Source organism: Cellulophaga sp. RHA19 (genome assembly GCF_002813425.1).
Lineage (GTDB): Bacteria > Bacteroidota > Bacteroidia > Flavobacteriales > Flavobacteriaceae > Cellulophaga.
In genome coordinates, this window is record NZ_PHUL01000001.1 from 554,153 (window position 1) to 570,439 (window position 16,287).

Below are 16,287 nucleotides of genomic sequence, written 5' to 3' on the forward strand. Positions count from 1 at the left end.
ATATATTTTTTTCAATTTACAACAAAAGGTTAATGTTTAGAAAAAATTTATCAACTAGATAAAACTTATGTAATTTGTAGTAAAAAGTAACCTATGAAGAAATCATCAATCTCCGCATTAATATTAAGCTTAACAACAACAGCTTTGTGTGCACAGCAAAAAAATCAATTTAAATTAGATCCTATAATTTTAGAAACAGCTATTAACAAAACGTATTTGCCACAAAAAAAAGATGACTTATCTAATACTTTTGCTAGTTACAACAAAGAACATTTATTAAAATATAAACAAGATAATTTTCTGCTCACTCCTCCTTTAAAACAAAAAGCAGAATTTATATCTAAAATGCCTGTACACAAACCCAAGGGAAAATCTATAAGCAATACCATAAAAATAGATTCAACAGTTAATTACAGCTTACGAATTATAAAGCTTTAACCAATAAGGTTTAAAACAAAAGAAAGCCCAACACTTAAGGTATTGGGCTTTACTTTTTATAGTATTTAATTATGATATAGTTGCCGGTGGCACACTACTATCATGTTCATTATAATACAGCTCTAACATATTTATTGTTGCCGTCATCAAATCTTTTGTCTCTAGCAATAAAGAGAAATAAAGCGTTGTATTTTTAGGACTAGATTCTTCTGTTCTAGTACGCTCTACTTGCTTCTGTATTTTCTGAGAAAGCAACTCAAACAATGCTTCTTTCTCTTCTAAAATTTGTGCAATTTTATCAAAAGAACGTGTTTCAAATACAGCTTGAGTTTCATTTAAAATATGCTCCAATTTATAGTCAATTTCTTTTAACTCTTTAATTTGGTTGTATTTTAATTTTTTGTGATTGTTGTTTATATGCTTGTATGAAATTTTAGTAATATACTCTAATGACTGAGCCATATCTTGTAACGAGCCAAGTATATTAATATAAAAGTTACTTGCACCAACACTAGCATCGTCTAAATTTTTGATAAAATAAAATATGTGATCTCTTAAATCATCTACCTCATCACCTAACTTAACCACTCCTTTTTTATTCTTTTTAAGAATATCCAAGTTTTGCTTAGCCAAACCATCTATAGCATTTGTATATATTTTGTTGGTTCTTTTTACAACGTTAGCTGTATTTTTAGCACTTTCTACAATAACACCTTGTATAGAGCTACTTTCTGCTCTTCTAAGACTATCTTCTGCTTTTATTTCTTTAGACTTTTTATTGTAAGAGATATAATTTCTTGCCAATAACAATATTGCTACAAATAATAAAATAGCTATGGCAGCGCCAGTACCAAAATTAATAAGAGTTAAAATAATACCCGCGGCTGTAAATGCAATAATTGCAGTACCAAACCATCCGCCAATAACATTTAAAACACCAGCCACTCTATAAACAGCACTTTCTGCTCCCCAAGCCCTATCTGCTAATGATGTACCCATTGCAACCATAAAAGTTACGTAAGTAGTAGACAAAGGCAATTTAAATGATGTTGCCACAGATATTAAAATACCTGCAACCACCAAGTTAACAGCTGCCCTTACCATATCAAAAGCTGGCATATCATACGTTTTATCTTTAGCCAGAGCTATCTTTGGCTTTTCAAATCTAGCTTCAACCTTATCCGTAATAGATTTAGGCATAACAGATGATGTGTATGTAGAAATTGCTATTCCAATTCTAACTATTCCTCTAGATAAAAAGTTAGGTTCAAAACGCTCTTTACCTTCACCTTCTCTAGATAAGTTAATTTCAGTTTCTGCAACATAACGTGCCTTTTTAGAAAACCATAAAGTAGCCACCATAATCATCCCAGAAATAAACAACAACAAAGTTGGTGTTGGTACTTTTTCTGTTAATATAGCCATACTAAATGCAGATGCATCTACGCCAGATGCAGACCATTCTGTATAGGATTGGTATGCAGCAATTGGCACACCTATAAAGTTAACCAAATCGTTACCTGCAAAAGCCAAGGCTAAAGCAAAAGTACCAACTCCAATAATAATTTTATAGATATTAAGTTTTGCAAATACAGTTAATACGTATGACACAACAAACCAAATAACAAAGTTTACAAGCACTATAGGAAACCATTGTACTTCTAAAAAGTGTTTAATAGTCATATCTCCTATAATATCTATACTCTGACTTGCAAAAGCAGTACCTTTTATACCTTTCATAAATATAAAGTACGTAATAGCAGATAACCCAACACCTCCAAAAACAGCACCTACCCATTTAGCCTTTCTCTCAAAATCATAAGACAATAGCAAACGAGAAAACCATTGCACAATTGCACCTATAGAAAAGGCAATAACAACAGAGAGGAGAATACCTATTATAATCTCTGTTGCTTTAGATGTATTAATGTAATTTACTACATCTGATGCACTACCACCAGCTTGCAATATTTTAATTAATGCCATTGCTACAGCTGCACCTAGCAACTCAAAAACAATAGAAACCGTTGTAGACGTTGGCATACCTAGGGTATTAAAAAAGTCTAACAACAGAATATCTGTAATCATTACGGCCATAAAAATGAACATAATTTCATTAAAGTAAAACTCATTGGGGTTAAAAATACCTTTTCTAGCAACCTCCATCATTCCACTAGAAAATATAGCGCCACAAGCAATACCCACACTGGCTACAATCATTATACTTCTAAAAGAAATAGCTTTAGATCCTATAGCCGAATTTAAAAAGTTAACCGCATCATTACTAACACCAACCACAAGATCTGCAATAGCTAAGACAGCTAAAGCAATAATCATTATTAAGTAAATATTACTCTCCATAATTTATAAAAATTCAATTTGCAAATATGCTTTGTTTTAAACTGTCTAACGTTATGTTAAGGTTATTTTTTTTCTTAAAAATGAACCTCTAATTGCAGCCTGTATATAAGTCCGTCAGGTCCACCAACTTCTGTTAAATAAGTAGCATCTGTTTGTACTTTTAATTTGTGCCCTACTAAATACTTAGACACTCCAAATGTATATTGATTTTCTTTATTTTCATTTGTAATTTGCTTATCTAATTCTACAGATGTATACCTACCCGTAATTTCCAAGTTATTTTTAAAAACATAACCAGACATTAGATTTAAACCCTTACCTACTTGCACCACATCTCCCGTGACAGTACCGTCTTTGTTTACAGCAATAGCGTTATCTGCTTTACGATCTGCATATTCTCCTAAAAACGAAAACCCATTGTATTTAAAAATAGCATTTACAAACAACGTATTAATATCTGTCTCATAAAAACCAGTATCAGTAAACATATAATTACCTTGATTACTTCTTGTTTTTACCGCATTTTTATTTGCGTCATAAGCTACACCAAGTAATAACTTTGGAGATTGCTCCCTTTTTAAATCACCTCCTACATACTCTGTATTTCCTGTAAAAGCCCCAAAAGGCAATAATTCTAAACGAGTTGTATACTGGTAACCGCCCAAATTTCCTTTAGACACATTCCTTCCTTCACCTTGAGACAAAGCAAATGCCTCCCGAATTAAGAACTTATCTGACAAATAAAATTTATGCCTTAACTGAGCTCCCATATCCCTATCTATAGTAAACCTATTATTTAACAAAGACCTATCTACCAATTGCATATTAGCAGATGAAACTATGCGCTCTATATTTCCTGGCAATTTTGTTTGCCCAATCCATAACTCAAAATTCTCATAGAAATTCCACATCACAAAAGCATCTAAAATATAGCGTGGTGCGTCGTGTGTAAACTCAGATGCTCCAGAAATATCTCTGTTAGACAAACCTAACTCTACCTTATATTTTAATTTAGGAGAATACGCAAAACCTTTAAATTTTAAACGCCCTCTTCTAATTAAAAAATTAGATCCAATAGAGGATAATTTATCATTCTCTGACCATTGTCCTATACCCAAAAATTGCATTCTTCCAGAAACATTCATACTCCAAGTACTATCTTTTCCTACTAGGTTTAAAATACCTTTACCAAAAGCAGGCGCCTTAACCTCTTGGGATTTAACCGAGTTTAAACCAATAAAAAGAAATAATACCGTTAGAATTCTAAAACACATAAATGCTATTTTTTTCGATTACAACAACCCACTTCTGATGTTAATTAATTGTTTCTAAATTATTAACTCATTGCAAATTTAGGGAAACTAAGTTAAAGACTAAGGTGTTATTATATATAACCGATGTAGACACTAAAGTTGGTTGATATAAAATTCTTTTAAGTTTAATCTACTTTGTTTAAAAAGCTATTTAAGTATCTTGCAACTTTAAAATTGAGCATTATGAACTGGGAGCAATTATTATCTTTAAAACGCTTTGGAGACACCAATAAAAGACTACGAAAAGAACAGGATGAAACTCGTTTAGGATTTGAGGTAGATTATGACCGTGTCATTTTTTCATCTGCATTTAGAAGCTTACAAGATAAAACCCAGGTAATTCCTCTTTCTAAAACAGACTTTATACACACTAGACTTACACATAGCTTAGAGGTTTCTGTGGTTGGTCGTAGTTTAGGACGTATTGTTGGTAAAAAAATACTAGAAAAACACCCACACTTAAAAGAAGTTCACGGTTACCATTACAATGATTTTGGAGCTATTGTTGCCGTAGCATCTTTAGCGCATGATATAGGAAATCCACCATTTGGACATAGCGGAGAAAAAGCTATTGGCGAATATTTTAAAACAGGTAATGGCCTAAAATACAAGGATCAACTAACAGATAAAGAATACCAAGATATTATAGATTTTGAAGGTAACGCTAACGGATTTAAGCTATTAACAGAGTCCAGAACAGGTGTAGAAGGTGGTTTAAGATTAAGTTATGCTACGCTAGGTACCTTTATGAAATACCCAAAAGAATCTTTACCTAAAAAACCCACAAAACATATTGCAGATAAAAAATTTGGTTTTTTTCAGACCGAAAAGGATTTTTTTAGCGAGGTAGCAGAAGAACTGGGATTAATGCAAACCAGAGATGGTAAAGACATCTCTTTTTCTAGACACCCACTAACTTATTTGGTTGAAGCAGCAGATGATATTTGCTACACAATTATAGATTTTGAAGACGGAATAAACCTTGGTTTAATATCTGAAGATTACGCTTTAGAATATTTGATTAAGTTGGTAAAAGACAAAATAAACACTAAAAAATACAATGAAATGGTGTTTATGCAAGATCGTCTTAGTTACTTACGAGCTCTTGCAATTAACACACTTATTACAGATGCTGTTGCTATATTTTTAGAAAATGAAGAAGCCATTTTAGATGGATCTTTTGACGTATCTCTTTTAGATAAAAGCAACTACATTGCACAAATAAAAGATATTATATCTTTAAGCGTATCCAAAGTTTACAAATCACAAGAAGTAATAGAAAAAGAAATAGCTGGATATAAAATTATATCAGACATTTTAGACGTTTACACAAATGCTCTAGTTAAAACAGCAAATGGCACAGCCTCTAATTATGATAATATAGTGCTACAGACATTACCAGAGCGCTACCAAAATACAGATGCTCCTCTTTATAATTTACTATTAAACACTTGCTGCTATGTTGCTAGTTTATCTGATAGTGGCGCTGTGCATATACATAATAAAATTATGGGCAAACAACTTTAAAAATCATAAGACAACCCTACACCAAGCAATTGCTTAAATTGTATTTTAGGTCTGCCTTGCGTAGTAACTACTCCGTCTGTTACAACCTCATCAAAAAGTATATCGTCATCATACAAAAGGTTGGTGCCAATATTAGCTTTTACATATTGGTTTACCTTCATATCTAAACGTAACTCCCAATCTATATCAACGTTACCAAAACTATTTAGATAATCGGTATACAAAGTTAAATCATGCGCTAAAGTCATATTTTTTGCTACGTTGGTTTTCCACGTGTTGGTAACCAAAAAACCAAATTCCATTAAAGTACGCTCTCCTTCTTTAGTGATGTTACCATCTGCATCTCGCTCGGCTTTTTTAACACCAAAGGCACCAGAATTTGCTAACTCTTGATCTAAAACAAATGTTGCTTTTTGGGTAATAGGAGAAATGTATAAGTTAAACTTTTTCCCCTCTGGAATATAAGACGTACCCGCACCTATAAACACATAACCTGGAGCCATAAATGTAGAAATTATATTTTCTGTATTAGGATACTTATAACCATCTGCAAATTGCGTATTAAAGTTTGCTTTTACAGAGTAATACCAATTACTTATTGTATCTCTTCTATAGGCAAAAGTAGAACTAAAACGTATGGCGTCATCTGCCTTCCTAAGCTTTTCGCCCTCTATAGCACTTAATCCAAATCTAAGATCTAAACTATTGCTCCACTGTACGTATCTAAATTTGTAATTACGAACAAATTTAACCTCCCCAATGGCAGAAACAGAATTGTTACCACCGGCTTTCCAGTTTACAAATGCAACTTCATTTATATTAACTCCTAAATGATTGGTTTTTTCCCAGAATGAAGGAACCGTAAACCATCCAAAATTCTCCTTTCTTGGATTGGCTTCATAGGTAAGCCTAGGATTTGCCAATTTAACACCCCTAGGAATATTTTTTATCTTCTCTTGATTTTTACGAACCACAATAGTACCAACAATAGTAGTATCTACTTTTACTGAATCTACCTCTACAGGCTTAGCTACCTGTGCATTTAGCGCACTTATACATAGAGTTAAAACTAAAAGTGCAATTGTTTTTTTAAACATAATCCTATTCATTTCCATACAAAGATTCTATATAAGCCCTAAAGCTATTTGCTCCAATATTATTTAACTCGTGCAGTTCTTCTACATTGCCATGCTGCACAAAAACATCATCTACACCTAAAATGTGCACTTTATTAGAGTAGCTATTAGCATTTGCATACTCTAAAATTGCACTACCAAAACCTCCAATTTTACAACCATCCTCAATAGTAACTATTATTGAGTATTTGTTAAAAATAGACATTAATTTATTAGTATCTAAAGGTTTTACAAAACCCATATTAATATGTCCTATTTTTCTAGTTTCCAAATCATCTAAAACAGAGGCTACCATATTGCCAATATGACCTATAGATAGCACCACAATTTCTATGCCCTTTTTTAACTCCTTTGAGTTTCCTATTTCAATTTTAGTAAATGGCTTCTTCCAATCTTTGGTAACCCCTCTTCCTCTAGGATACCTTATAGCAATAGGATGCTGCAAACCCAATTGAGCCGTGAACATAATATTTCTAAGCTCAACCTCGTTCATAGGAGCATATATTATTAGATTAGGAATACAGCGCAAGTAAGCTATATCATAAACCCCATGATGTGTGGCTCCATCTTCACCAACTAGACCAGCTCTATCCAGACAAAAAATCACAGGCAAATTTTGTAGTGCTACATCATGAATAACTTGGTCATAAGCACGTTGCAAAAAAGTAGAATATATATTACAAAATGGCACCAAACCTTCTGCTACCATACCGGCAGCTAAAGTTACCGCATGTTGCTCTGCTATACCAACATCAAATACCCTATCTGGAATTTCTTCCATCATAATTTTTAAAGAGCTACCTGTTAGCATTGCAGGTGTAATACCCACTATGCTTTTATTTTGTTTAGCCAACTCAACAATAGTTAAACCAAAAACATCTTGGTACTTTGGAGTTCCTGCCCCGTTAGACTTTGGAATTAAATCTCCAGTAAGTTTATTAAACTTTCCTGGTGCATGGTAAGTGACTTGGTTTTCTTCAGCTTTTTTAAGTCCTTTTCCTTTGGTGGTAATAACGTGCAAAAACTTAGGTCCTTTAACCGTTTTTAATCGCTCTAACTCTTCAATAAGCAATGGTAAATTATGACCATCTACAGGACCCGAATAATCAAAATTTAAAGCTTCAAAAATATTATCTTGTTTTGCCGTGCCTTTTTTAACATTGGTAAGGTATTGCTTTAAAGCACCAACACTAGGATCTATACCTATAGCGTTATCATTTAAAATAATTAACACATTTGCATCTGTAACACCTGCGTGGTTTAAACCCTCAAAAGCCATACCACTAGCTATAGAAGCATCTCCAATTACAGCAATATGTTGCTTGGTATGCTCCCCTTTAATTTTAGACGCTATAGCCATACCCAAAATAGCAGAAATAGATGTAGAACTGTGCCCTGTTCCAAAATCATCATAAACACTCTCTTCTCGCTTAGGAAAACCACTAATACCGTTTAACCTCCTATTTGTACTAAATACATCTTTCCTGCCAGTTAATATCTTGTGACCATATGCTTGGTGACCAACATCCCAAACTAACTTATCTACAGGCGTATTAAATACATAGTGTAAAGCAACCGTTAAGTCTACAACACCCAAACTAGCACCTAAGTGCCCCTCTTTGGCAGAAACAATATCAATAATAAAATCCCTTAATTCCTGCGCAACAATTGGCAAGCTTTGCGTTGGTATTTTACGCAAATCATTTGGAGTAGCTATGTTGTTTAAATATGTCATCTAAAAAGCAAATTTAAACGGTATTTATGAGTTAATAAAGAAATAAGCAAAGAGTTATACCTTTACAACCAATTGTATTACAAAAAGTTGGTGTTTTTATTTCTAGACTGATAAAAAACAATACGTTACACTACAAATAGCTGCTGCTTATTTTATACTTTTGACACTATGATAAACCCTTTTGATGACACCTATTTTATGAAAAAAGCTTTAGAAGAAGCTAATGTTGCTTTTGATAAAGGTGAAGTACCCGTTGGCGCAGTAATAGTAATTAAAGATCGTATTATAGCGCGGGCTCATAATTTAACAGAACAATTAAACGATGTTACAGCACATGCAGAAATGCAAGCAATTACTTCCGCAGCTAATTTTTTAGGTGGTAAATATTTAGAAAACTGTACACTCTATGTAACTCTAGAGCCCTGCCAAATGTGTGCAGGAGCTTTGTACTGGAGCCAGATTTCTAAAATTGTATATGCCGCTAAGGATCCTAGGAGGGGCTATATTGCCATGGGCACAAAATTACATCCAAAAACAAAAATGTCTGGTGGTTTATTAGAAGAAGAAGCTTCTGAGCTTTTAAAACGTTTTTTTGTTCAAAAGCGAAATTTAAACTAACACTGTTATAAATAGAAAAAGCCTTGCAAGTGCAAGGCTTATTTTTTAATCAAAATAAATATACTTTATTAGATTACTTGCACTTGGCCAGCAACCACTCCTTTTCTTCCTTCTTCCTCAACGTATTCTACTTTGTCTCCTTCGTTTAACTCTGTTCCGTTTAACGATGTTGCATGAACAAAAATGTCTTTTCCTGTTTCGTCGTTTGTAATGAATCCATATCCTTTAGAGTCATTATAAAATTTTACTGTTCCAGTCATTAAAATAAATTATAAAAAATGTTAATACTCAAATATAAGATATTTTCATTAGAGGAATGTTAAGAGAAGCTAAAATTGTTCAAAATTATTGATTTTCAGTCTTTTCCAAGTTTTTTCCTTGCATTTTCCTAATATTTTCTTCGTTTAACATATAATTTTTAACATTCTTCCCCTTACTAACTCGTATTAAAAAAAGTGGCATTGCTATAAAAAATATTCCTACAGTTCCAAAACCTATACACTTGTGTGCAACAACTTCATTTCCTTCTAAAATAATAAAACCATAAATTATTAAACCCAGTGCAATTAATGCAACTATACCACTACTATACTTCATCATACTAAACTATTTATTTTGTAAAATCTATTAATTTACGCCTGTATGCCGTTAATAATTTTGACTTAGACACAAACCCTATATATTTACCTTCTTTTACAATTGGTAAATTCCAAGCTCCAGAAAGCTGAAATTTATTCATTACCGCCTGCACATTGTCTTCTTCGTAAACTATTACATCTGGCACATTACGCATAAAATCTGACACTTTTAATGTTTTGTATAAATCTTGTTTAAACATTACATCCCTAATATCATCTAAAAGCAAAATACCCTCTAAACATCTTCCTTTTTTGTCTAAAACAGGAAAAATATTTCGGTTAGACTTTACAATTGCTGTACGCACAACGTCCCCCAAGGTCATTTTTTGTTTTAGTGCTATAAAGTTAGTTTCTATAACCGTATCAATATCCATTAATGTTAATACCGCATGATCTTTATTATGCGTTAGCAACTCACCTTTACGACCAAGCTCCATTGTGTACACAGAGTGCGGATAAAAATACCTTGTAATACCAAAAGACAATGTAGCCGTAATCATTAAAGGTACAAAAAGCTCATAACCACCAGTAACTTCTGCAATTAAAAATATAGCTGTTAATGGCGCATGTAAAACTCCCGCCATTAAACCTGCCATTCCTATGAGCGTAAAATTACTCTCAGATACAGGAGAACTAACCAAGCCTGAGTTATTAATAATTCTGGCAAAGCAGTTTCCCATAATACTACCCATAAACAATGTTGGTGCAAAAATACCACCAACACCACCTGCCCCAAAAGTTAAGGAACCTGCAATAACCTTAAAAAAAACTAATCCGGCCAAAAGTGCAATTATAACCCATACATTCTCCAAGTCTAAATGCAAAGAGTTATTTGCCAATGCTTTCTCTGGTTGCCCAGCCATAAGATGATTAATAACATCAAAACCTTCACCGTAAAGCGGCGGAATAAAATAAACCAAAATCCCAATAGAGAGTCCGCCAATAATTAATTTTTTTAAAGGCGATTCTATCTTATCAAAAAATTGCTGAATACGATCATAAACCTCTGTATAATACATAGAAACTAATGCAGAAACTACACCCAGTGCCATATAAAAAGGAACATCAGAAATAACAAACTTATCTTCTAATGTAAATGGTAATAAAACATCATCACCAAAGAAAAAATAAGAAGTAATTATTGCTGATAATGACGCAAGCAATAAGGGCAGCATAGATGCTATTGTTAGATCTAAACTAAAAACCTCAATTGCAAAAACTATTGCTGCAATAGGTGCTTTAAAAATTGATGAAAGTGCACCAGCTGCCGCACAGCTAATTAATAAGTTACGGGTGGTTTGGTCTAAATGAAAAAATCTAGATAAGTTAGAGCTTATTGCCGCTCCTGTTGCAACGGTGGGCCCCTCTAACCCCACAGAACCACCAAATCCTACCGTTATAGGTGCCGTAATTAAAGATCCAAACATTTGGTATCTTTTCATAAACCCTTTACGCTTAGCAATTGCGTACAATGTAGACGGTATACCGTGATTAACTTTGTTTCTAATAACGTATTTAACGCAAAGATATACTAGGAAAAAACCTAGTATTGGCGATAAAAAATAAAATGCATGATGGTAATTAGCCACCAATTTACCCTCTAACGCGTGTTGTATAAAATGGGTTGCATTTTTTAGCAACACTGCGCCAATACCAGATGTTATACCTACTATTACACTAAGAATATAAATAAATTGCCTATTTGTAATGTACCTTGCCCTCCATACTAAAATACGTTTAAGCAACTTTTTGTTAGGCATTACGAGGCAATTTTAAATTCTTAATTATTAATTTTCACTTGTAAGCTTAGTTCTTTTAATTGATCGTCATCAATAGCCGCAGGAGCATCTATCATGACATCTCTACCACTATTGTTTTTAGGAAAAGCAATAAAATCTCTAATTGTTTCTTGCCCTCCTAAAATAGACACTAATCTATCTAAGCCAAAAGCTAAACCTCCATGAGGCGGTGCACCGTATTGAAAAGCATCCATTAAAAAGCCAAATTGCTCTTTAGCCTCTTCTGGCGTAAAGCCTAAGTGCTTAAACATTGTAGCCTGTGTTTCTTTATCGTGTATACGTATAGACCCACCTCCTATTTCATTACCATTTAAAACTAAATCGTAAGCATTTGCTTTTACAGCTCCCGGATCTGTATCTAACAACTCTAATTGCCCTGGTTTAGGAGATGTAAATGGATGGTGCATTGCGTGGTAATGACCTGTTTCTTCATCTAATTCTAACAAAGGAAAATCTATAACCCAAAGTGGCGCAAACTCATTAGACTTACGTAAACCTAAACGTTCTGCCAACTCCATACGCAAAGCACTTAATTGTGCACGCACTTTGTTAGTTGGTCCAGACAACACACAAACCAAGTCTCCCGGTTTAGCATTTGTTCTTTCTGCCCATTTAGCAAGATCTTCTTGGTCGTAAAATTTATCTACAGAAGACTTAAAAGAACCATCATCATTACAACGAGAATAAACCATACCTAAAGCACCAACCTGCGGACGCTTTACCCAGTCTATTAATTTATCTATTTCTTTTCTTGTATAAGCATTACCACCTGGCACTGCAATACCAACTACCAACTCTGCATTGTTAAAAACGCCAAATTCTTTGTGCTGTGCAATATCATTAAGTTCGCCAAATTCCATTCCAAATCTAATGTCTGGCTTATCATTACCATACAAACGCATAGCATCATCAAACAACATTCTTGGGAATTTATCTACTTCTACTCCATTTATTTCCTTTAATAAGTGACGCGTTAAGTTTTCAAAAATATTTAAAATATCTTCCTGCTCAACAAAAGCCATTTCACAGTCAATCTGCGTAAACTCTGGCTGGCGATCTGCACGTAAATCTTCATCTCTAAAACATTTTACAATCTGAAAATATTTATCCATACCACCTACCATAAGCAACTGCTTAAAAGTTTGTGGCGACTGTGGTAATGCATAAAACTGACCCTCGTTCATACGGCTAGGAACCACAAAATCTCTTGCGCCCTCTGGAGTAGATTTTATTAAATAAGGAGTCTCTACTTCTATAAAACCGTTACTAGATAAAAAATTACGCACTTCCATAGAAACCTTACTTCTAAAAATAAGATTATCTTTTACAGGATTTCTACGAATATCTAGGTAACGATATTTCATACGTAAATCTTCACCACCGTCAGTTTCATCTTCAATAGTAAACGGAGGCACAATAGCTTTGTTTAAAATAGTTAATTCTGAAACAAGAATTTCTATTTCACCAGTTTTCATATTAGGATTTTTAGAAGCTCTTTCTATCACCTTACCTTTAACTTGTATTACAAACTCACGCCCTAGTTTTTGAGCACGCTCCATCATTTCTTTACTAGTACGCTCCTCATCAAAAACCAATTGAGTTATACCGTAACGGTCACGTAAATCTACCCATACAATAAAACCTTTATCTCTTGATTTTTGCACCCACCCAGAAAGTGTTACTTCTGTATTTATGTGTGATGCGTTTAATTCTCCACAATTGTGACTTCTATACATTTTTAATAGCTAAAGTTGAAAGCAGCAAAGGTATAAAAGTATCTTATTAACTTAAAAACTATATCAACATTAAAAAAAATAACCTACAGTAAGAAAAAGATTATAAACAAAAACATAATTTAAGTGTGTTAAAAACCAACATTTGTTAATTTATTATTTGTTTATGTGAATAAAATGTCATTATCTTGTCATATAACTAATAAAACACTTAATTAAATGAAAAATTATTTATCAAGAAAATTACTCGGTTTAATCTTTCTTGTTTCCCCATTATTTGCAATGGCTCAGGGTGAGATAAGCGGAACCGTTACAGATCAGAACAATGAGCTTTTACCTGGTGTAAATATTGTTATTAAAGGGACTACAAATGGTACTACAACAGATTTTGATGGCAACTATAGTATTACAGCAGAAAGCTTTCCTGCAACCTTAATTTTTTCTTCTATTGGCTTTAACACTAAAGAAATGGTTGTAAACGCTGCCGGAAAAGTTAATATGACTCTACAAGAAGGTTTAGCTTTAGACGAAGTTGTACTAACAGGTAACAGATCTAAACCTAGAACTATTTTAGACTCCCCTGTTCCAATAGATAATATAGGTGTAGCAGAACTTACTAGTAGTGGCAAACCTACAGTAGACAGAATGCTAACCTTTAAGGTACCTTCTTTTAACGCACAAACACAGGCAATTTCTGATGCAACAGCACATTATGATCCTGCAGATTTACGTGGATTAGGACCAAGTAGAACTTTAGTTTTAGTAAACGGTAAACGTAAAAACCAAAGTGCTCAAGTATACCTAAACAGAACACCTGGTAAAGGTGAGGTTGGCGTAGATTTAAAAAGTATACCTACAGCCGCTATAGAAAGAGTAGAGGTATTAAGAGATGGTGCATCTGCACAATATGGTTCTGATGCCATTGCAGGTGTAATTAATATGGTGTTAAAGAAAAACGCTAAATACACTACAGTATCTGCAAGAACAGGAATTACATCTGAAGGAGATGGTTTTAATTTTGCTGCAGATATGAATACTGCCTTTAATTTTGGCGATGGCGGTTTTATAAACTTAACTTTAGGGTATTACAACCAACAACTTACAAACAGAGCAGGTTCTCCTGGTATTGCAGATTTACCAGATGACGCTAGACCTAATGAAATACAATGGGCTACTGAAAATCCTGAATTAGGAATGAAAGTTGGACAGCCAGATTTAGAAAAAGGCGACTTGTTTATCAACCTTGGACACCCATTAGGCGAAAATGCAGAGTTGTACTCTTTTCACGGATACTCTACCAGAAAGGGACGTAGTTTTGCTTATTACAGAGCTCCTTATTGGAGAAGAGGCGTTGCTGATTCTGAATTTTTAACAAGGTCTGAAGATTTTGTAGGTTACCAACCAAGTTTTGAAGCACAAATTGATGACCATATCAATGCCTTAGGTGTAAAGTTTGATATTACTGATACTTTTAATGCAGATGCGAGTGTTACTTATGGCTCTAACAGTGTAGATTATACTGTAAATAACTCTGTAAATCGTGACTATTTAGCTGATAACGGAACTTCACCTAGAACTTTTAAACCAGGTGGATATACATTGAGCAATGTTGTAATGAACCTAGATTTTGCTAATGCTTTTACAGAGCAATTAACATCTTCTTTTGGGGTAGAATACAAAAAGGAATATTATGAAGCAATTGAAGGAAACCCTTTATCATATTACAAAGGCGGGTCTGATTCTTTTGCAGGTATTAAGCCAGATGAAGCTGGAAAGTGGAACAGAGATAATATCGCTTTTTATGCCGGATTAGATTATGACATTACCGAAGATCTTTTATTAGGATTAGCTGGTAGATATGAAGACTTCTCAGATTTTGGAGACAACTTTTCTTGGAAAGTGTTTGGACGTTACAAATTAGGAGACAAAGGTGCTATTAGAGGCTCATACAGTACTGGTTTTAGAGCCCCAACCTTACACCAACGTTACCTAACAAATAGCCAATACATTATTGTTGATGGTTCTCCAGAGCCTGTATTACAAGGAACACTTGCTAATAACAATTCTGCTGTACAAGCCTTAGGTGTACCTAGTTTATTTGCTGAAACTTCTAGAAACATTTCTGCTGGTTTTACTTATAAAATAAATCCTAAATTTTCTGCATCTATAGATTTTTACCAAATACACGTAGATGATAGAGTACTATTTTCTTCACAAATTGGTTATGATGGAGACGATGCAAGTACAAACCCTGTAGAACAAATTCTTATAGACAATAATGTGGTAGCTCTTCAGTTCTTTATTAATGCTGGCGACACAAAAACTACAGGAGCAGATTTTGTACTTAATTACAGAGGTATAGATATAGGACAAGGTAGATTTAACGTGAGTTTAGCTGCCAATGTTAACGAAACTACAATTGATGCTATTGAAACACCACAGGTTCTTGCAGATAATGGCTATAATATTTTTACAAGAGAAGAAAAAGGTTTAATTACAAATTCTAGACCTAGATCTAAATTTATTTTAGGTATGGATTATGACACTGACAAATTTAACATTGGTTTAAATAATACTCTTTTTGGTAAGGTAACTGTTACTGCTCCAGAAACAGGAGGTATAGACCAAGAGTTATCTTCTATGTTAGTAACAGATTTAAACTTGAGTTACAAGGTAACAGACAAGCTTAGCTTTACAGGCACAATTAACAATATGTTTGATGTATACCCAGATAAAACTTTAGCAACCACTAATACTGCAGAAGCTGGCGGAAGATTTCAGTACTCTTCTGAGGTACAACAAGGCGGACAATTTGGAGCTAATTTTAGCTTAGGAATGAACTACAGATTTTAATTAAAAAAAAAAATAATTCTAAAAGCGGCTGATGAGCCGCTTTTTTTATAGATGAATGTTAAGTAGCTAAAATATATAATTATCTGAAAATCAATAATTCAAAGTTTTAATGTAAATTTAATGTTAACTTAAAGTG

12 protein-coding genes are annotated in these 16,287 nt (G+C 33.5%); 4 read left to right on the forward strand and 8 right to left on the reverse strand.

Going from position 1 to position 16,287, the window contains the following annotated elements; genetic code table 11:
* The first annotated feature begins 93 nt into the window (after window positions 1-93).
* Window positions 94-438, forward strand: coding sequence for a hypothetical protein (locus tag AX016_RS02405; protein ID WP_100894093.1), 345 nt, complete (start codon window positions 94-96; stop codon window positions 436-438).
* A gap of 69 nt (window positions 439-507) precedes the next feature.
* On the opposite strand, the gene AX016_RS02410 is transcribed toward AX016_RS02405, so the two are convergent.
* The gene (locus tag AX016_RS02410) at window positions 508-2,799 is read right to left on the reverse strand and encodes an inorganic phosphate transporter (protein ID WP_100894094.1); all 2,292 of its coding nucleotides are present in this window, start codon (window positions 2,797-2,799) and stop codon (window positions 508-510) included.
* A gap of 74 nt (window positions 2,800-2,873) precedes the next feature.
* The gene (locus AX016_RS02415; RefSeq protein ID WP_100894095.1) at window positions 2,874-4,073 is read right to left on the reverse strand and encodes a porin; all 1,200 of its coding nucleotides are present in this window, start codon (window positions 4,071-4,073) and stop codon (window positions 2,874-2,876) included.
* A 222-nt stretch (window positions 4,074-4,295) separates the two neighbouring features.
* Here AX016_RS02415 and dgt point away from each other — a divergent pair, with 222 nt between their 5' ends.
* Window positions 4,296-5,639, forward strand: a complete 1,344-nt coding sequence (gene dgt / locus AX016_RS02420) for a dGTP triphosphohydrolase (protein WP_100894096.1) — start codon at window positions 4,296-4,298, stop codon at window positions 5,637-5,639.
* Here dgt and AX016_RS02425 read toward each other — a convergent pair.
* Window positions 5,636-6,754 (reverse strand): DUF3078 domain-containing protein, encoded by a 1,119-nt coding sequence (locus AX016_RS02425; protein ID WP_232732586.1) that lies wholly within the window; start codon window positions 6,752-6,754, stop codon window positions 5,636-5,638. The two genes, dgt and AX016_RS02425, sit on opposite strands and share 4 nt — an antisense overlap.
* Complete coding sequence (locus AX016_RS02430) at window positions 6,741-8,510, reverse strand: 1-deoxy-D-xylulose-5-phosphate synthase (protein WP_100894097.1); 1,770 nt, start codon at window positions 8,508-8,510, stop codon at window positions 6,741-6,743. Before AX016_RS02430 ends, AX016_RS02425 begins: the two co-directional genes overlap by 14 nt.
* Window positions 8,511-8,678: 168 nt before the next feature.
* Between AX016_RS02430 and AX016_RS02435 the strand changes: the two genes are divergently transcribed.
* A complete protein-coding gene (locus AX016_RS02435; protein ID WP_100894098.1) occupies window positions 8,679-9,128 on the forward strand; it encodes a nucleoside deaminase in 450 nt (149 codons plus the stop codon).
* A gap of 68 nt (window positions 9,129-9,196) precedes the next feature.
* Here the strand turns inward: AX016_RS02435 and AX016_RS02440 are convergent, their stop codons facing one another.
* The 4 genes from AX016_RS02440 to aspS all read right to left on the reverse strand — a co-directional run bounded on the left by AX016_RS02440 (window position 9,197) and on the right by aspS (window position 13,301).
* Window positions 9,197-9,388, reverse strand: coding sequence for a cold-shock protein (locus tag AX016_RS02440; RefSeq protein WP_072303621.1), 192 nt, complete (start codon window positions 9,386-9,388; stop codon window positions 9,197-9,199).
* 85 nt (window positions 9,389-9,473) lie between these two features.
* On the reverse strand, window positions 9,474-9,728 hold the full coding sequence (locus tag AX016_RS02445) for a hypothetical protein (protein ID WP_232732587.1): 255 nt from the start codon (window positions 9,726-9,728) through the stop codon (window positions 9,474-9,476).
* Between the two features lie 10 nt (window positions 9,729-9,738).
* The gene (locus AX016_RS02450) at window positions 9,739-11,526 is read right to left on the reverse strand and encodes a chloride channel protein (protein ID WP_100894100.1); all 1,788 of its coding nucleotides are present in this window, start codon (window positions 11,524-11,526) and stop codon (window positions 9,739-9,741) included.
* Window positions 11,527-11,546: 20 nt separating this feature from the next.
* The gene (gene aspS / locus AX016_RS02455; protein ID WP_100894101.1) at window positions 11,547-13,301 is read right to left on the reverse strand and encodes an aspartate--tRNA ligase; all 1,755 of its coding nucleotides are present in this window, start codon (window positions 13,299-13,301) and stop codon (window positions 11,547-11,549) included.
* A gap of 216 nt (window positions 13,302-13,517) precedes the next feature.
* On the opposite strand from aspS, the gene AX016_RS02460 reads away from it, so the two are divergent.
* Window positions 13,518-16,151 (forward strand): TonB-dependent receptor, encoded by a 2,634-nt coding sequence (locus tag AX016_RS02460; protein ID WP_100894102.1) that lies wholly within the window; start codon window positions 13,518-13,520, stop codon window positions 16,149-16,151.
* Window positions 16,152-16,287: the final 136 nt, after the last annotated feature.

Coding starts and splice junctions, on each gene's coding strand:
- AX016_RS02405 (WP_100894093.1), top strand. CDS start 94: ATGAAGAAATCATCAATCTCCGCATTAATATTAAGCTTAACAACAACA.
- dgt (WP_100894096.1), top strand. CDS start 4,296: ATGAACTGGGAGCAATTATTATCTTTAAAACGCTTTGGAGACACCAAT.
- AX016_RS02435 (WP_100894098.1), top strand. CDS start 8,679: ATGATAAACCCTTTTGATGACACCTATTTTATGAAAAAAGCTTTAGAA.
- AX016_RS02430 (WP_100894097.1), bottom strand. CDS start 8,510: ATGACATATTTAAACAACATAGCTACTCCAAATGATTTGCGTAAAATA.
- aspS (WP_100894101.1), bottom strand. CDS start 13,301: ATGTATAGAAGTCACAATTGTGGAGAATTAAACGCATCACACATAAAT.
- AX016_RS02450 (WP_100894100.1), bottom strand. CDS start 11,526: ATGCCTAACAAAAAGTTGCTTAAACGTATTTTAGTATGGAGGGCAAGG.
- AX016_RS02460 (WP_100894102.1), top strand. CDS start 13,518: ATGAAAAATTATTTATCAAGAAAATTACTCGGTTTAATCTTTCTTGTT.
- AX016_RS02425 (WP_232732586.1), bottom strand. CDS start 6,754: ATGGAAATGAATAGGATTATGTTTAAAAAAACAATTGCACTTTTAGTT.
- AX016_RS02440 (WP_072303621.1), bottom strand. CDS start 9,388: ATGACTGGAACAGTAAAATTTTATAATGACTCTAAAGGATATGGATTC.
- AX016_RS02410 (WP_100894094.1), bottom strand. CDS start 2,799: ATGGAGAGTAATATTTACTTAATAATGATTATTGCTTTAGCTGTCTTA.
- AX016_RS02415 (WP_100894095.1), bottom strand. CDS start 4,073: ATGTGTTTTAGAATTCTAACGGTATTATTTCTTTTTATTGGTTTAAAC.
- AX016_RS02445 (WP_232732587.1), bottom strand. CDS start 9,728: ATGATGAAGTATAGTAGTGGTATAGTTGCATTAATTGCACTGGGTTTA.